The sequence below is a fragment of the Brevundimonas sp. MF30-B genome (assembly GCF_004683885.1).
Lineage (GTDB): Bacteria > Pseudomonadota > Alphaproteobacteria > Caulobacterales > Caulobacteraceae > Brevundimonas.
In genome coordinates, this window is record NZ_CP038440.1 from 1245596 (window position 1) to 1260024 (window position 14429).

Consider the following 14429-nt stretch of genomic DNA (forward strand, 5'->3'; position numbering starts at 1 on the left):
GCCTCCCGACGCCAATGAGAAGATCATGAAAAGAGCCCGGCGCGCGCGCATCGTCGCCACCCTGGGGCCCGCCAGCCGCGCCCCCGGCACCGTCAAGGCCCTGGCCGAGGCCGGTGTCGACGTGTTTCGCTTGAACTTCAGCCACGGGTCGCATGAGGATCACGCCGCCGCCTTGAAGGCCGTGCGCGGCGCCGAGATGGCGTTGCAACGACCGCTGGGCGTGCTCGCCGACCTGCAAGGCCCCAAGCTGCGGCTGGGCCGGTTCGCCGATGTGGAGATTTCTGTGAAGCCCGGCCACGTCATGCGGCTGGACCTGGATCCCACGCCGGGGAACGAGGCGCGGGTTCAGATGCCACACCCTGAAATCTTCAAGGCGCTGCGCACCGGGATGCTGCTGCTGATCGACGACGGGCGGGTGCGCCTGCGCGTCGGCGAACGCGCCGACACCTGGGCCGATGTGACGGTTGAGAGCGGCTCCAAACTGTCGGACCGCAAAGGCGTGGCCGTGCCCGAGGCGGTGGTGCCGGTCTCTGCCCTGACGCCCAAGGACCGCGAGGACCTGGCCTTCGCTCTGCGCCTCGGCGTCGACTGGGTGGCGCTCAGCTTCGTCCAGAAGGCCGAGGACATGGCCGAGCTGAAGCGGCTGGTCGGCGGTCAGGCCGCCTGTCTGGCCAAGATCGAAAAGCCTCAGGCCCTGACGGACCTTGAGGCCATTCTGGACTACTGCGACGGCGTCATGGTCGCGCGTGGCGACCTGGGCGTCGAACTGGACCCAGAAGAGGTGCCGGTCGCCCAAAAGCAGATCCTGCGCGCCGCCCGCCAGCGCGGCGTGCCGGCCATCGTCGCCACCCAGATGCTGGAGTCCATGACCTCCAGCCCAGCGCCGACCCGCGCCGAGGCGTCGGATGTCGCCAACGCCGTCTATGAGGGCGCCGACGCCCTCATGCTGTCGGCCGAGACAGCGTCGGGCGCCTATCCGCTGGAAGCCGTCGGCATCATGAACCGGATCATGGAGCGGGTGGAGCGCGACCCGCTCTGGCCCGGCCTGATGGACGCCGACCACGCCGGCATGGACATCCACGACGTCGACGCCCTGGTCGCCGCCGCGCGCAAGGCCGCCGAGGCCCAGTCCACCGCCTGCATGGTGGTCTTCACCACCCTGGGCGGCACCGCGCGCCGCATGTCGCGCGAACGCCCGCTGCAGCCTGTTCTGGCCCTGACGCCCAAGGCCGAAACCGCACGCCGCCTGTCGCTGGTCTGGGGCCTGGAGCCGCGCCTGGGCAAGGAGCCGACCTCACTGGAGGACGTCACCGAAGACGCCGTCCAGTCGGCCATGAAATACGGCCTGGCCGAGCCGGGCCAGCGCATCCTCATCCTCGCCGGCACCCCCTTCGGCGCGCCCGGCGCCGCCAATCTGCTTCGCCTCGCCCATGCGCCGGCCAAGAGCAGGCGGCGGCGCTAGTCCGGATCTTCGCGCTTATCCTGCCGCGATCACGCCGCAGGCGACGCGGTCGCCCGAGCCGCCGATGGGCTGGCTGTTGTGGTCGTCAGGCTGGGCGTGGATGACTATGGCCGAGCCGTCCGCGTCCAGCAGGTGCGCGCCGGGGCCGCTGTCGGCCAGGCGGGCGAAGGTGGTGAACACCTCGGCGTAGGCGCGGCCCTGGGCGTCCGCATAGATGTTGGGCAGGTCGCCGAAGTCGTTCTGCTGGGCGTTCAGCAGGCCGTGCACCACATCGGTCGAGCCGCCGTGGACGTGGGCGCCGGCCGACTGGAAGCCGGGACCTTCGCAGGTTCCGGTCTCGTGCAGGTGGATGCCGTGCCACCCGGGGGTCAGGCCGGTGGCCTCGATGCGGATCACCACCCCTTGCGGACCCTGGCTGAAGGTGGCCGTGCCGGCCTGTCCGCCTTGGCCGTTCGTCAGAGGGGCCGTTGCCGTGGCGCCGACGTCGGCGCGCTGCGCCGTCAGGGCCGGAGCGGGCGCAGCGGCCGGGCTGGTGGCGTCGGCCGCCGTCGTGCCTTCGGGCTGGCTGCAGGCGGCCAGCGGGGCGGCGATGAGGACGGAGGCGAGGAGCATGGCGCGCATGATGTTTTTCCCTTGTCAGACGGGGCGTTTGAACCGGCGCGCGTCATTTGGCGCCACAGCCCCTGGATGCTAGAAACCCAGGCAGCGGATCACGTTCCGATTCCGGCCCAATAAAGCCCGATTTCCTTGACCGACGACACCTTGCAGAACCCGCCCGCCCCCCGCGGCGGCGACATCTCCAACATCACCATCGAGGACGAGCTGCGTCGCTCGTATCTCGATTACGCCATGAGCGTGATCGTCAGCCGCGCCCTGCCGGACGCGCGCGACGGTTTGAAGCCCGTGCACCGTCGCATCCTGTACTCGATGCACGATCTGAACATGACGCCCGAGCGCAGCTATTCGAAGTGCGCGCGCGTGGTCGGTGACGTGCTGGGCCGGTTCCACCCGCACGGCGACGCCTCGGTCTATATGGCGCTGGTGCGCATGGCTCAGCCCTTCTCGATGGGGCTGATGCTAGTCGACGGCCAGGGCAACTTCGGTTCGGTCGACGGCGATATGCCGGCTTCGATGCGTTACACCGAGGCCAAGATGGCTCCGGCCGCCGTCGCCCTGATGGCCGACATCGACAAGGACACTGTCGATTTCCAGCCCAACTACGACGAAAAGGAGCTGGAGCCGGTCGTCCTGCCGAGCCGGATTCCGAACCTGCTGGTCAATGGCGCGGGCGGCATCGCCGTCGGCATGGCGACCAACATCCCGCCGCATAACCTGGGCGAGGTCGTGGACGCGGCCCTGGCCCTGCTGGACGATCCCGAAGTCTCGGACGACGCTCTGCTGGACATCGTGCCCGGCCCCGACTTCCCCACCGGCGGCGAGATCATGGGCCGCACCGCGCCGCGCAACGCCCTGCGCGACGGACGCGGCTCGGTCATCGTGCGCGGCAAGGCCTCGATCGAGGAGATCCGCAAGGACCGCGAGGCCATCGTCATCACCGAACTGCCGTTCCAGGTGAACAAGCAGAGCCTGATCGAACGCATCGCCGAAATGGTGCGTGAGAAGCGCCTTGAAGGCATCTCCGACGTCCGCGACGAATCCGACCGTCAGGGCATGCGCATGGTGATCGAGCTGAAGCGCGACGCCTCGGGCGACGTGATCCTGAACCAGCTCTATCGCTACACGGCGCTGCAGTCGTCGTTCGGCGTCAACATGCTGGCGCTGAACCGCGGTCGGCCCGAACAGATGGGCCTGCGCCAGCTGCTGCAGATCTTCCTCGACTTCCGCGAGGAGGTGGTGGTCCGCCGCGTCAAGTTCGAGCTGGCCAAGGCCCGCGACCGCGGCCACGTCCTGGTCGGTCTGGCCGTGGCCGTGGCCAACATCGACGAGGTGATACACATCATCCGGTCGTCGGCCGATCCCGCCGAGGCGCGCGAGCGGCTGCAGGCCAAGGCCTGGCCCGTCGGGGACATGATGGCCCTGGTCGAGCTGATCGCCGATCCGCGCACCGTTCTGGTCGAGGGCGACAAGATCCGCCTGACCGACGAACAGGCCCGCGCCATCCTGGCCCTGACGCTCAGCCGCCTGACCGGCCTGGGCCGCGACGACATCTTCGGCGAGGCGCGCGGCCTGGCCGACACCATCCAGGGCCACCTGACCATCCTGTCGGACCGCAAGAACGTCTTGGGCATCATCCGCGACGACCTGATCGCGGTGAAGGACCAGTTCGCCGTGCCGCGTCGCACCGTCATCGGCGAAGGCGACGCCGAGATGGAGGACGAAGACCTGATCCCGCGCGAGGACATGGTCGTCACCGTCACCCACGGCGGCTACGTCAAGCGCGTGGCGCTCAACGCCTATCGGACCCAGCATCGCGGCGGCAAGGGCAAGTCCGGCATGACGATGAAGGACGAGGACGCCATCACCGGCGTCTTCTCCGCCTCGACCCATACGCCGGTCCTGTTCTTCGCCACCAACGGCCGGGCCTACAAGCTCAAGACCTGGCGTCTGCCGCTGGGCGCGCCGACCTCGCGCGGCAAGGCCTTCGTCAACCTGCTGCCCATCGAGCCGGGCGACAGCATCATGAACGTGTTGCCCCTGCCCGAGGACGAGACCACCTGGGGCGACTACGACATCATGTTCGCCACTCAGTCGGGCGATGTGCGCAGGAACAAGCTGTCGGACTTCGCCACGGTGAACCGCGCCGGCAAGATCGCCATGAAGCTGGAAGACGGCGACCACATGGTCGGCGTCGGCCTGTGCACCGCCGACGACGACGTCATGCTGACGACGGCCTTGGGCCGGGCCATCCGCTTCAAGGCCGACGACGTCCGCGTCTTCAAGGGCCGCGATTCCACCGGCGTGCGCGGCATCCGTCTGCAGGACGGCGACCAGGTTATCTCCATGGCCGTGCTGGGCCGCGTCGACGCCTCGCCCGAGGAACGCGCCGCCTATGTCAAACACGCCAACGCCATGCGCCGCGCCGTGGGCGAAGAGACCGAGGAGACGCCCGCAGAGGGCGACGACGAGGCGGTCGCGGAAGCCAGCCTGTCGGTCGAGCGCATCGCCGAACTGGGCGCGGCCGAGCAGTTCATCCTGACGGTCACCGACACCGGCTTCGGCAAGCGATCCTCGGCCTACGAGTATCGCCGCACCGGTCGCGGCGGGCAGGGGCTGACGGCCCATGGCCTGGGCGGCCGCGCCGGCACGCGCCTGGCCGCCGCCTTCCCGGTTCAGGACGGCGACGATCTGCTGATGGTCACCGACGGCGGTCAGATGATCCGCACGCCGGTCAGCCAGGTCCGCGTGGTCGGCCGCTCCAGCCAGGGCGTCACCATCTTCCGCACGGGCAAGGACGAGAAGGTCGTCTCCGTCGAGCGCCTGCCTGAAAGCGCGGACGGCGAGGCGGACGTGGCCGTTGACGAGGATCCGGGCGAGGGCTGAGCCCTTTCCCGGCGGCTGGAACGATGATCCTCATCGACGGTCAGCCCGCGTCGCCTGACGATCTGGCGCACCAGGCGCTGGTCAACTACGGCGCCTACACCTCCTTTCGCGTGGAGGGCGGCGCGGCGCGGGGGCTGGATCGGCACCTGGCGCGGCTGGAACAGTCGGCGCTCGCCCTGTTTGGCGAGGCGGTGGTCGAAGGGCGTCTTCGGGGTCTGATGCGCTTGGCCGTAGGCGGCCGCGAGGCGTGCTGGCTGCGCGTCAGCCTGTTCTCGCCCGAGATCGGCCATCGCGATCCCGGCTTCGTGGGCGCGCCGCGCGTCATGACAGCGGTGTTCGATCCGCCGCCGCCGCTGGCCGGTTCGGTGCGCCTCATGACGCTGGATTACGAACGCGAAGCGCCCGAACTGAAGCACACCGCCACCTTCGGCCTGATGCACGCACGCCGCGCAGCGCGGGCGGCCGGATTCGACGACGCTCTGTTCGTCGATCGGGCAGGGCGCATCTCGGAAGGCAGTCTCTGGAACATCGGCTTCGTGCAGGGCGACACGGTGGTCTGGCCACAGGCGGCGATGCTGGCCGGCGTGACCCAGGCGATCCTTCGCGACGGGCTGGGTAGGGCGGGCCTGACCCAGCAGACGCGGGCGATCACTCGCGACGACCTGCGGACCTTCGACGGCGCCTTCCTCTGCAACAGCGCCACGCCGGCCGCCTCGGTGACGGCCATCGACGAGCTGACCTTGGTGGAGCCGTCCGCCCTGATCCAGCGCCTGCGTGATCTGTGGGCGGCGTCGCCGTTGCAGCCGCTATGACCATCACGTCGCTGTCAGGCGCACTAGGCCGTTGATTTCGCGCCTGCTAAACGAACCGCGAGAGGCGAAGGGGGACCCGCCATGCGCATCGGCCTTTATCCAGGCACCTTCGACCCCGTCACCAACGGGCACATGGACATCATCGGCCGAGCCGTGAAGCTGGTCGACCGGCTGGTCATCGGTGTGGCGCGCAACGACGACAAGGGCCCGCTGTTCACCACCGACGAGCGGGTCGAGATGCTGAGGGCCGAGGTCGAGGGCCTGGGCGGCGACATCGTGGTGCAGCCGTTCGAGACGCTGCTGATGCATTTCGCCGAAAGCCTGAACGCCAACGTCATCATCCGGGGGCTGCGGGCCGTCGCGGACTTCGAGTACGAGTTCCAGATGACGGCCATGAACCAGCGCCTCAATAGCGACATCGAGACCGTCTTTCTGATGGCCGACCCCCGCCACCAGGCCATCGCTTCGCGGCTGGTCAAGGAGATCGCCCGGCTGGACGGCGCGATCGAGAGTTTCGTCAGCCCCGCCGTCGCCGCGCGGGTGCGGGCCCGAGTGAAGAACGGACACTGATCTTGAAGACCAAGACCCTGCTTTCGACCGCTCTGGCGGCTCTCGCCCTCTCTCTGGCCGTCGCGCCCATCGCCTCCGCCCAGGCGTCGCGTACGGTTGAGCCGCAGAACCTGATGGTGATCGACACCGCCAAGGGGCGCATCCTGGTCGAGCTGTCGCCGACGGCCGCCCCGGCCCATGTCGAGCGGCTGCGCACCCTGGCCGGTCAAGGCTTCTACGACGGGCTGAAGTTCCACCGCGTGATCCCGAACTTCATGGCCCAGACCGGCGATCCGCTGGGCACAGGCGCGGGCGGTTCGGAGCTGCCGAACCTTCGAGCTGAATTCAGTTTCCGTCGTGGACGCGAAGGTTTCGTAGAGGTTCCCAATGCGGGCCAGGGTGTGTTCGGCCTAGTCGACGCCCTGCCGGTCCAGACTCAGCCCGACGCGCAGATGATGATCAACGCGGACTTCAAAGTGGCTGCGAACGGCCTGTTCTGTCCCGGCGTGCTGGGGATGGCGCGGTCGGGCAGTCCCGATAGCGCTAACAGCCAGTTCTTCCTTATGAGCGGCCGCAACGCCAATCTGGACGGGCTCTACACGGCCTTCGGCCGCGTCCTGTCGGGGCTGGACGTCGTACGCGCGCTCAAGCCTGGATCCGAAGCCGAGGACGGCCGCGTGATCGATCCGGACGTCATGAGCCGCGTGCGCATGGCTTCCGACCTGCCTGACGGCGAACGCCCGCAAGTCACCGTGACCACGCCGACGGTCGAGATGATCGAGGCCGAACGCGCCCGTCGGGGCGCAGTCTTCAGCGTCTGCGACATCCAGCCCGTGGTCGAGGTCGCGGGCTGAGCCTCTTCCGGGGAGGGAAGAGAACATGAGAACAACCGCCGCCGCACTGACATCTGTCCTGGCCCTCACGGCCGCGCCCGCATGGGCGCAAGAGGCCCCTGCGCCCACGGCGGCGCCGACGCCCGTCCCGGCGCCCGCGCCCTCCGAATGGCGCGAGGTGGCGCCCGACAATCTGCTGGTCATCGACACCAACCGCGGGCGTATCCTGATCGAGCTGTCGCCGCTGGCCGCGCCCGGCCATGTCGAGCGCATCCGCCTGCTGGCGCGGCGCCAGTTCTACGACGGCATCGTCTGGCATCGGGTGATCGACTGGTTCATGGCCCAGACGGGCGATCCGCTGGGCACCGGAGAGGGCCAGAGCTGGTATCCCAACCTGAAGGGCGAGTTCACCTTCCAGCGCACGGCCGAGACGCCGTTCGTCGCCGTCGCTCGGCCGACGGGATCCGAGGTCGGCTTCATCGGCTCTCTGCCGGTCCAGACCCAGCCTGACAGCCTGCTGGCTCTGAACGGTTCGGGGCGCGCCTCGACCTGGGGTCTGTACTGCCCCGGCGTGGCCGGCATGGCGCGCGACGACGATCCCGACAGCGCCAACAGCCAGTTCTTCCTTATGCGTCAGGCCTATCCGTCGCTGGAGAAGCGCTACACCGTCTGGGGCCGCGTCGTGTCAGGCCTGGACGTGGTTCGGGCGATCAAGGTCGGCGAGGGTGACAACGGCGCCATGGTGGGCGAGCCGGACCGCATGATCCGCGTGCGCGTCGCCTCCGACCTGCCCGAGGGCGAGCGACCGACGGTGCGCATGGCGGATGCGGCCTCAACCGCCGTGACCGAACTGGTGCGGCAGGCGCGTCAGGCCAAGGGCGCGGACTTCTCGATCTGCGACATCGACCTGCCGGTTCAGGTGTCGGACGGCGCGGCCCCGGCGGCTTAGGTTTCCGGCTGCGCCCGTCCCTGGTTGCGTCCGCGGCCTCTCCCGCGTCGGCGTCGGCGCGAAGGCTGATCCTGACGCATCCGCTCCAGCAGCAGGCCTTCGCGCAGGCCCCGGTCGGCGACGCGCACGCGCTCGCACGGCCAGGCCCGCTGCACGGCCTCCAGAATGGCGGCCCCGGCCAGAACCAGATCCGCCCGGTCCGGTCCGATGCAACTGTCGGCCGCGCGGCCGGCCGGCCCCATGCGGCGCAGGCGGTCGGCGGCGGCCTCGCACTGGCCGCGCGTCATCCATAGCCCGTCGACGAGGTCGCGCTGATAGCGGCGCAGCCCCAGATGGATGCCCGCCAGGCTGGTGATTGCGCCCGAGGTGCCGATCATGTGGCCGCGCCCGGCGGCGAAGTGATCATGGACATGGGCGGCGCCGGCCCCGCCGCGCGCGATGGCGGCGCTCATGTCGGCGACCATGGCCTCGTACCAGTCCGGCGCCGACCCCTCGGGCTCGGGATGCCGCTCGGCCAGGGTCACGACGCCCAGCGGGGCCGACATCCAGTCCAGGGTTTCGAAACCGCGCGCGCCTTTGGCCAGCCACGAAATCTCCGTCGACCCCCCGCCGACGTCGACGACCAGCACGGCCTCCGCGCGCGGATCAAACAGGTTCAAACAGCCCGCGACCGACAGACGGGCCTCTTCGGCCGGGTCGATGATGCGCAGCCGCAGGCCGGTGCCCTTGCGTACTCGTTCCACAAACGCCTCGCCATTCTCGGCGGCGCGGCAGGCTTGGGTCGCCACGGCGGTGAAACGGTCGGAATCGACGCCGCGCCGGATCAGTCGTTCGGCGCACAGGCCCAAGGCGTCATAGGCGCGGTCCATGGCGCCTGTATCCAGGTGGCCAGTGCGCGAAAGGCCCTCGCCCAGGCGGACGATGCGGCTGAAGCTGTCGACGACGCGAAAGCCGTCCCGCGCCGGCCGCGCGATCAGCAGCCGGCAGTTGTTGGTCCCCAGGTCGAGCGCGCCGTAAAGCGGCGCGTCGCGGCCTGACACCCCTTGGCCCCCTTGGGACCGCCGGGACTGGGACCGGTCGTCGCGCCGCGCGGGCGCGCCTTCGGTCTCCGGCATGGGCCGAACTCGGTTGTATTGGGCGCGCCATGCTGGCGCCCGTCCCGATCAACCTAGACCTGCCACGAACCGTTCGCCAAGCCGAAAGGATGACGAAACGCCTTCGGCCGCCTAGATAGGTTGAAAGGCCGTCAGAGCCGCTCAGGAGCGTTTCATGTCCGATTTCGAACACGTCTTCGAACAGCCGCCGGAAGGCGCGGCCGCCGACTGGACCATTCCCCAGAACTGGTCGGCCTACACCGAGGTCGAGCACGACACCTGGAACACCCTGTATGCGCGGCAGATGAAGGTCCTGCCCGGCCGCGCCTGCGAAGCCTTCATTCGCGGCCTGGACGCCCTGGACCTGAACGCCGGCGGCATCCCGGACTTCGACGTCATCAATCCCAAGCTTCAAGCCCTGACCGGCTGGACGGTGGTGTGCGTGCCGGGCCTGGTGCCCGACGAGGTGTTCTTCGACCACCTGGCCAATCGCCGCTTCGTTTCGGGTCAGTTCATCAGGAAGCCGGACCAGCTGGACTATCTGCAGGAGCCGGACATCTTCCACGATGTCTTTGGCCATGTGCCGATGCTGACCGATCCCGACTTCGCCGCCTATATGGAGGCCTATGGCAAGGGTGGACAGCGCGCGGCGGGCCTGGGGATGCTGCCCAATCTGGCGCGCCTGTACTGGTACACGGTCGAGTTCGGCCTGGTGCAGGAGGCCGAGGGCCTGCGAATCTACGGCGCCGGCATCGTTTCCTCGGCGACCGAAAGCGTGTTTGCGCTCGAAGATCCGTCGCCCAACCGCATCGGCTTCGATCTGGAGCGGGTCATGCGCACCCTGTACCGCATCGATGACTTCCAGCAGGTCTATTTCGTCATCGATTCCATCGAGCAGCTGAAGCGCGACACGCTGCAGGATTTCGGTCCGATCTACGACCGCCTCAAGGACGCCGAACCCCTGCCTATCGACGCGGTGCTGGACCACGATCAGGTCTTCACCCACGGCACCCAGGCCTACGCCGCCCGGGGCGGACGTTTCGCGGCCTGATCATCAACTTCGCATGACAGTGTCACGGAATCGGGACTAGGGTCGCTTCATCAGACGAGGGAAGGAGACGTGTCTGCAGTCCTGTCGCGTCGATAACCCCCCGCATCGCCGGGAGGGCCTGATGCAGGTCCTGTCCCGTCCCCCTTCCGGCTGGCCCGCCCTGGTGCTGAACGCCGACTTCCGGCCGCTGTCCTACTATCCGCTGTCGCTGTGGCCCTGGGAGGAGGCGGTCAAAGCCGTCTATCAGGAACGCGTCGAGGTGGTGGCCCTGTACGACAAGGTCGTGCGCTCGCCCTCGATGGAGATGACGCTGCCCAGCGTGATCGCCTTGAAAAGCTACGTCGACCAGGACCGCAGCCCGGCCTTCACCCGTTTCAACGTCTTCCTGCGCGACGGCTTCGCCTGCCAGTACTGCGGCGATCACACCGAACTGACCTTCGACCACGTAGTGCCCCGCTCGCGCGGCGGCCGCACCACCTGGGACAACATCGTCGCCGCCTGCGGACCCTGCAATCTGCGCAAGGGCGGCCGCACCCCGGCCCAGGCCGGCATGCCCCTTCGTCGAGGCCCCCACCAGCCCAGCGCCTGGCAACTCCAAGACGCAGGCCGCCGCTTCCCCCCGCACTTCCTGCACCAGAGCTGGCTGGACTACCTCTACTGGGACATCGAGCTCGAACCCTAGCGTTCGCCTGCTTTCCAGTTGTTGCCCAAGTGTCTGTTTTTCTGACCTAAAGAGCGATTCGGGCGATTACCCGAGGTGACTGCCCGATCCTCCGATTTGCTTCGTTCTGGTGGCCATATGGAGACCAGAAAACAGGCTCTAAGCGCGCCACGGCGGGACGGAGGAAAGCCCTGCCCGAACGCTGACGCTCGCAGTCGAGCCTATTAAGTTTTAATCACGCGCTCGGCTCTGACGCGCTCCGCGAATGGTCTTTCACGCAAAGCAGCTTCAAGCCGCCAAAGCCCCTCGAAGACTTCAGCATCGGCTTCACCCATCAGCCTCCGATAGGCTGGCACAAAGGCGTCTCTTGCGGCGAGAAGCGCCCGAGCTTGTTCAAGGCCGAGGTCGGTCAGGGACACGATCGTGCGACGCCGGTCGGCCGGGTCGATATGGGTCTGCGCGACACTCAGGGTCTTGAGGGTGCGTACATAGCTGTTGATTAGCGGATGCGACTGGGTCGTTGCCTGAGCGATGGCCATCACCGGCTGAGGTCCATGGGCATAGAGAAAGTGGACCACTGAGACGGCGTTGTGCGGGACAATGAGCCCGAACTCTTCAAATACTTGATCACATGCCTCGACGAACCGGTTGCTCAGCCGCCGCAAAATATGCGGCAGCCAGATCACGCCCTGCGAGTGAACGAAGTCTTCCATCAGCCTGTAATACCGCGACGGGAAGAGACTTGCATCCTATTTGGTAAAATTTTACATAAAATATTACATAACGGAGGCGATCATGAGTTCGGATCGATGGATCGTTGGCTCAGCGACGGCGGTCTTCGTCGTCCTGTGCGCGGTCTCAGGTCGCGCGGAGGCGGCGACGACCCGCCTGGACCACTATTTCCAGGCCTTGGCCGAGCGGCGGGAGTTCAGCGGGAGCGTTCTGGTCACGCAGCAGGCTGAACAGTTGTTCGCTGCAGCCTACGGCCTGGCTTAGCGATCGCCGGAGACGCCGATGACGGTGTCGACGGAGTTCCCCTATGCTTCCATTTCAAAGCTATTCACGGCCACGGCGATCCTGCAGTTGGAAAGCAGGGGCTTGGTGAATCTCGATGCCTCCGTAACCCGCTATCTGCCGCAGTTTCCCTATTCCGAGGTGACGGCCCGGCACTTGCTCAATCACACCTCTGGCCTCCCATCCATGAGCGCCATGTTCGGACAGCGCTCGGGCGAGACGCCGGATCATGTGATCACAAATGCCAATGCGCTCGCCAGTCTGCCTGAACCGCGAAGCCCTCTGCTCCATGAACCCGGAGCGGGTGCGAACTATGAGAATCTCAACTTCGCCGTTCTGGCGCTGATCATCGAGACGGTCAGCGGCGAAAACTATCCGGACTATATCGCGGCGCATATCCTCCACCCCGCAGGCATGACGCAGACGCGCTATTTGCCGCTATTTCAACGGTATGAGGAGCCAGGACGGACAGTAGGGCTGGCGCAGGGCTACTATTTTCCGACCGGGTTCGCCGACCCCCCGTTTGTGGGATCAGACATCCCGTATGCGCGCCAGTTCTGGATGCGCTATGCCCTGACGGGCTTTGGAGACTACGTCGGCACGCTGCGGGACTTAGTCCGGTTCGCGGACGCCTATGACGAACTGGTTCCACAGGCGCAGAGGGCTGCAGCTTTCCGAGTCAGTCGGATGGGGGATGGCTCGTTACATCCGAACCGTATTGGACTGTCCTGGTACATCGGCGGCGATGAAGCGCGGGGTACGCTGGTATTTCATGCGGGCGGATCGATCGGATCGTCATGCATCCTCGTCCACAACCTCGAACGCGATCAGACCGTGGTCGTGTTCAGCAACTCGCCGGAGGACGTGAACCGACTGGCGTTTGACGTGACGCGGATGATCAATGGCCAAGCGGTGGAGACGCCACGTCGAAGCTTGGCTCGCGACTATGTCCGGCGGCTTCTGGCCCGTGGAGAGGAAAGCGCCCTGGCCTATCTGCGATCACACCTCGACAGCCCCGACTATGTCCTAGACGAGGACGAGCTTAATATCATGGGGTATGAACTCATGGCGCCGGCTGACCCGCTTAAACTCGGGCTGACAAGTGATCTGGCCGCGGCCTTGACCGTGTTCAAAACCAATCTGGATCTCCACCCGCAAAGTTGGAATGCATTCGACAGCTACGGCGAGGCGCTAGTCAAGTCAGGTCGCACGGATGAGGCCATCGCCATGTATCGAAAGTCTTTGGAGCTGAATAACAATCCAGGAGGGCGAGCGGCTCTGGAGGCTCTGTTGACGAAATCCCAGCTTCAATAGGGACTGACGCAGTACGATTGCTGTCTGCATGAAGATCGCCCCACCAGACGATCTGATTTTGAGAGCAAGAGTTCGAGGCGAACCAAGCGCCAGCAGCAGACGTTGGCTTGGCGGACGAAACCGGCACTTGCCGTCGTCATTGCCCAAACCTCATCAAGAGGACGACATCCTGCCTCTGGTACTTTCTGCGTCTTCCAGAATGGCGGTGTAGGCGACCGCGCAGGCGGAAAGCAGCTCATCGAAGGCGTCGCACATACGCCGCGTCGCAATGGGTCCGCCGCCGATGCGTGAGAACTCGAAAAGCCCCTCGCTTCTACCCGCTTCCAAGATGCCGCGGACTTGCGTTCTCGACACACCCAGCCTCTCGCCGAGCTCGCCAAAACCCAGCTCGCACCGCCCCTGTGCGTATTGATCTCGCAGTATCGTGAACAGCAACGGCATGCCGGCGCCGCGTCGGTATAGTAACCGCATCGGCGCATTCCAGCGGAAAGGCTCGACCGTCTCTTCGGCTCGAGCGGCCCAGGCCGCACGGTATCGAGCGTGCGCCAGGGGCTCGCCCGCCGCGATCGCATCGTATCGGCCATCCGTGAAAATTTCCGTCAGCCCGCCCAAGAGCGCCGACAGAAAGCGCCGGTCGTGGTCGACGAGAATGATCGAGGGACGTAGCAGCCTCACCCTGCCGTCAGTCGGACTTCGCGGAGTGTCGACAAGCCCCCGCGTTCGAAGCCGGGCCACGATTTCACTGACGGATCGGGCGCTTGCAAGGCCGCATCGCGCGACGACGGTCTGAAGACGCGCGATGGTCGCCCAAGTCTGCGGCTGGTCGTGGCGGCTCGCGCAGTGGAGGCCGACAATCAGCCGACCGATCACTTGGTGCTGAGCCTCAATCATCAGCGGCGTCTGAGCCCGACAAGTCTCCAGCTCGACGATCATGTCGGTCAGATGCCGCTGTCGAAAGTCCGCGAAACCGGGATGCGCGCGTACCGCCTGGGTGCTCATCCGGCCTTCGGAAACTGGATGGCGATTCAACGGCACGGCGAGGGTCCCTCCACTTCGCACTCGCGCTCCCGATCGCAGCACGGGGCCTCACAGGATTACAGGAAGAAACTTCCAAGCGCGGCAATGCCTCAACTGTTACTGTCGATGACCGCCTAAAGACTAGAAAAATCGTAGCCTTAGCTTTTTTACG

General features: G+C 66.6%; 14 protein-coding genes. 10 read left to right on the plus strand and 4 right to left on the minus strand.

Annotated features, from left to right (window positions below; all coding sequences use genetic code 11):
* Positions 1-25 precede the first annotated feature (25 nt).
* Positions 26-1462: a pyruvate kinase gene (gene pyk, locus E4M01_RS06300; RefSeq protein WP_135061710.1), complete on the plus strand. Its 1437-nt coding sequence runs from the start codon at positions 26-28 to the stop codon at positions 1460-1462.
* Positions 1463-1477: 15 nt separating this feature from the next.
* Here the strand turns inward: pyk and E4M01_RS06305 are convergent, their stop codons facing one another.
* Positions 1478-2083, minus strand: a complete 606-nt coding sequence (locus E4M01_RS06305; protein WP_135061709.1) for a superoxide dismutase family protein — start codon at positions 2081-2083, stop codon at positions 1478-1480.
* A gap of 126 nt (positions 2084-2209) precedes the next feature.
* Here E4M01_RS06305 and gyrA point away from each other — a divergent pair, with 126 nt between their 5' ends.
* From gyrA to E4M01_RS06330, 5 genes are all read left to right on the plus strand, one after another.
* Positions 2210-4963, plus strand: a complete 2754-nt coding sequence (gyrA, locus tag E4M01_RS06310) for a DNA gyrase subunit A (protein ID WP_135061708.1) — start codon at positions 2210-2212, stop codon at positions 4961-4963.
* A gap of 23 nt (positions 4964-4986) precedes the next feature.
* Positions 4987-5775: an aminotransferase class IV gene (locus E4M01_RS06315; RefSeq protein ID WP_135061707.1), complete on the plus strand. Its 789-nt coding sequence runs from the start codon at positions 4987-4989 to the stop codon at positions 5773-5775.
* An 81-nt stretch (positions 5776-5856) separates the two neighbouring features.
* Positions 5857-6345, plus strand: coding sequence for a pantetheine-phosphate adenylyltransferase (coaD, locus tag E4M01_RS06320; RefSeq protein ID WP_135061706.1), 489 nt, complete (start codon positions 5857-5859; stop codon positions 6343-6345).
* A gap of 2 nt (positions 6346-6347) precedes the next feature.
* Positions 6348-7178, plus strand: a complete 831-nt coding sequence (locus tag E4M01_RS06325; protein WP_305764569.1) for a peptidylprolyl isomerase — start codon at positions 6348-6350, stop codon at positions 7176-7178.
* Between the two features lie 25 nt (positions 7179-7203).
* Positions 7204-8106, plus strand: a complete 903-nt coding sequence (locus E4M01_RS06330) for a peptidylprolyl isomerase (RefSeq protein ID WP_135061705.1) — start codon at positions 7204-7206, stop codon at positions 8104-8106.
* On the opposite strand, the gene E4M01_RS06335 is transcribed toward E4M01_RS06330, so the two are convergent.
* On the minus strand, positions 8103-9221 hold the full coding sequence (locus E4M01_RS06335; RefSeq protein WP_135061704.1) for a Ppx/GppA phosphatase family protein: 1119 nt from the start codon (positions 9219-9221) through the stop codon (positions 8103-8105). The genes E4M01_RS06330 and E4M01_RS06335 overlap by 4 nt on opposite strands.
* A 154-nt stretch (positions 9222-9375) precedes the next feature.
* Between E4M01_RS06335 and phhA the strand changes: the two genes are divergently transcribed.
* The gene (gene phhA, locus E4M01_RS06340) at positions 9376-10251 is read left to right on the plus strand and encodes a phenylalanine 4-monooxygenase (protein WP_135061703.1); all 876 of its coding nucleotides are present in this window, start codon (positions 9376-9378) and stop codon (positions 10249-10251) included.
* A 121-nt stretch (positions 10252-10372) separates the two neighbouring features.
* Complete coding sequence (locus E4M01_RS06345) at positions 10373-10933, plus strand: HNH endonuclease (RefSeq protein WP_135061702.1); 561 nt, start codon at positions 10373-10375, stop codon at positions 10931-10933.
* Between the two features lie 203 nt (positions 10934-11136).
* On the opposite strand, the gene E4M01_RS06350 is transcribed toward E4M01_RS06345, so the two are convergent.
* Positions 11137-11625: a MarR family winged helix-turn-helix transcriptional regulator gene (locus tag E4M01_RS06350; protein ID WP_135061701.1), complete on the minus strand. Its 489-nt coding sequence runs from the start codon at positions 11623-11625 to the stop codon at positions 11137-11139.
* An 82-nt stretch (positions 11626-11707) separates the two neighbouring features.
* On the opposite strand from E4M01_RS06350, the gene E4M01_RS06355 reads away from it, so the two are divergent.
* Positions 11708-11908, plus strand: a complete 201-nt coding sequence (locus E4M01_RS06355; protein ID WP_135061700.1) for a hypothetical protein — start codon at positions 11708-11710, stop codon at positions 11906-11908.
* A gap of 18 nt (positions 11909-11926) precedes the next feature.
* On the plus strand, positions 11927-13240 hold the full coding sequence (locus E4M01_RS06360) for a serine hydrolase domain-containing protein (protein ID WP_135061699.1): 1314 nt from the start codon (positions 11927-11929) through the stop codon (positions 13238-13240).
* Between the two features lie 153 nt (positions 13241-13393).
* On the opposite strand, the gene E4M01_RS06365 is transcribed toward E4M01_RS06360, so the two are convergent.
* Positions 13394-14239 carry a hypothetical protein gene (locus E4M01_RS06365; RefSeq protein WP_135061698.1) on the minus strand — a complete coding sequence of 282 codons (846 nt, stop codon included), beginning with the start codon at positions 14237-14239 and terminating at the stop codon, positions 13394-13396.
* Positions 14240-14429 lie beyond the last annotated feature (190 nt).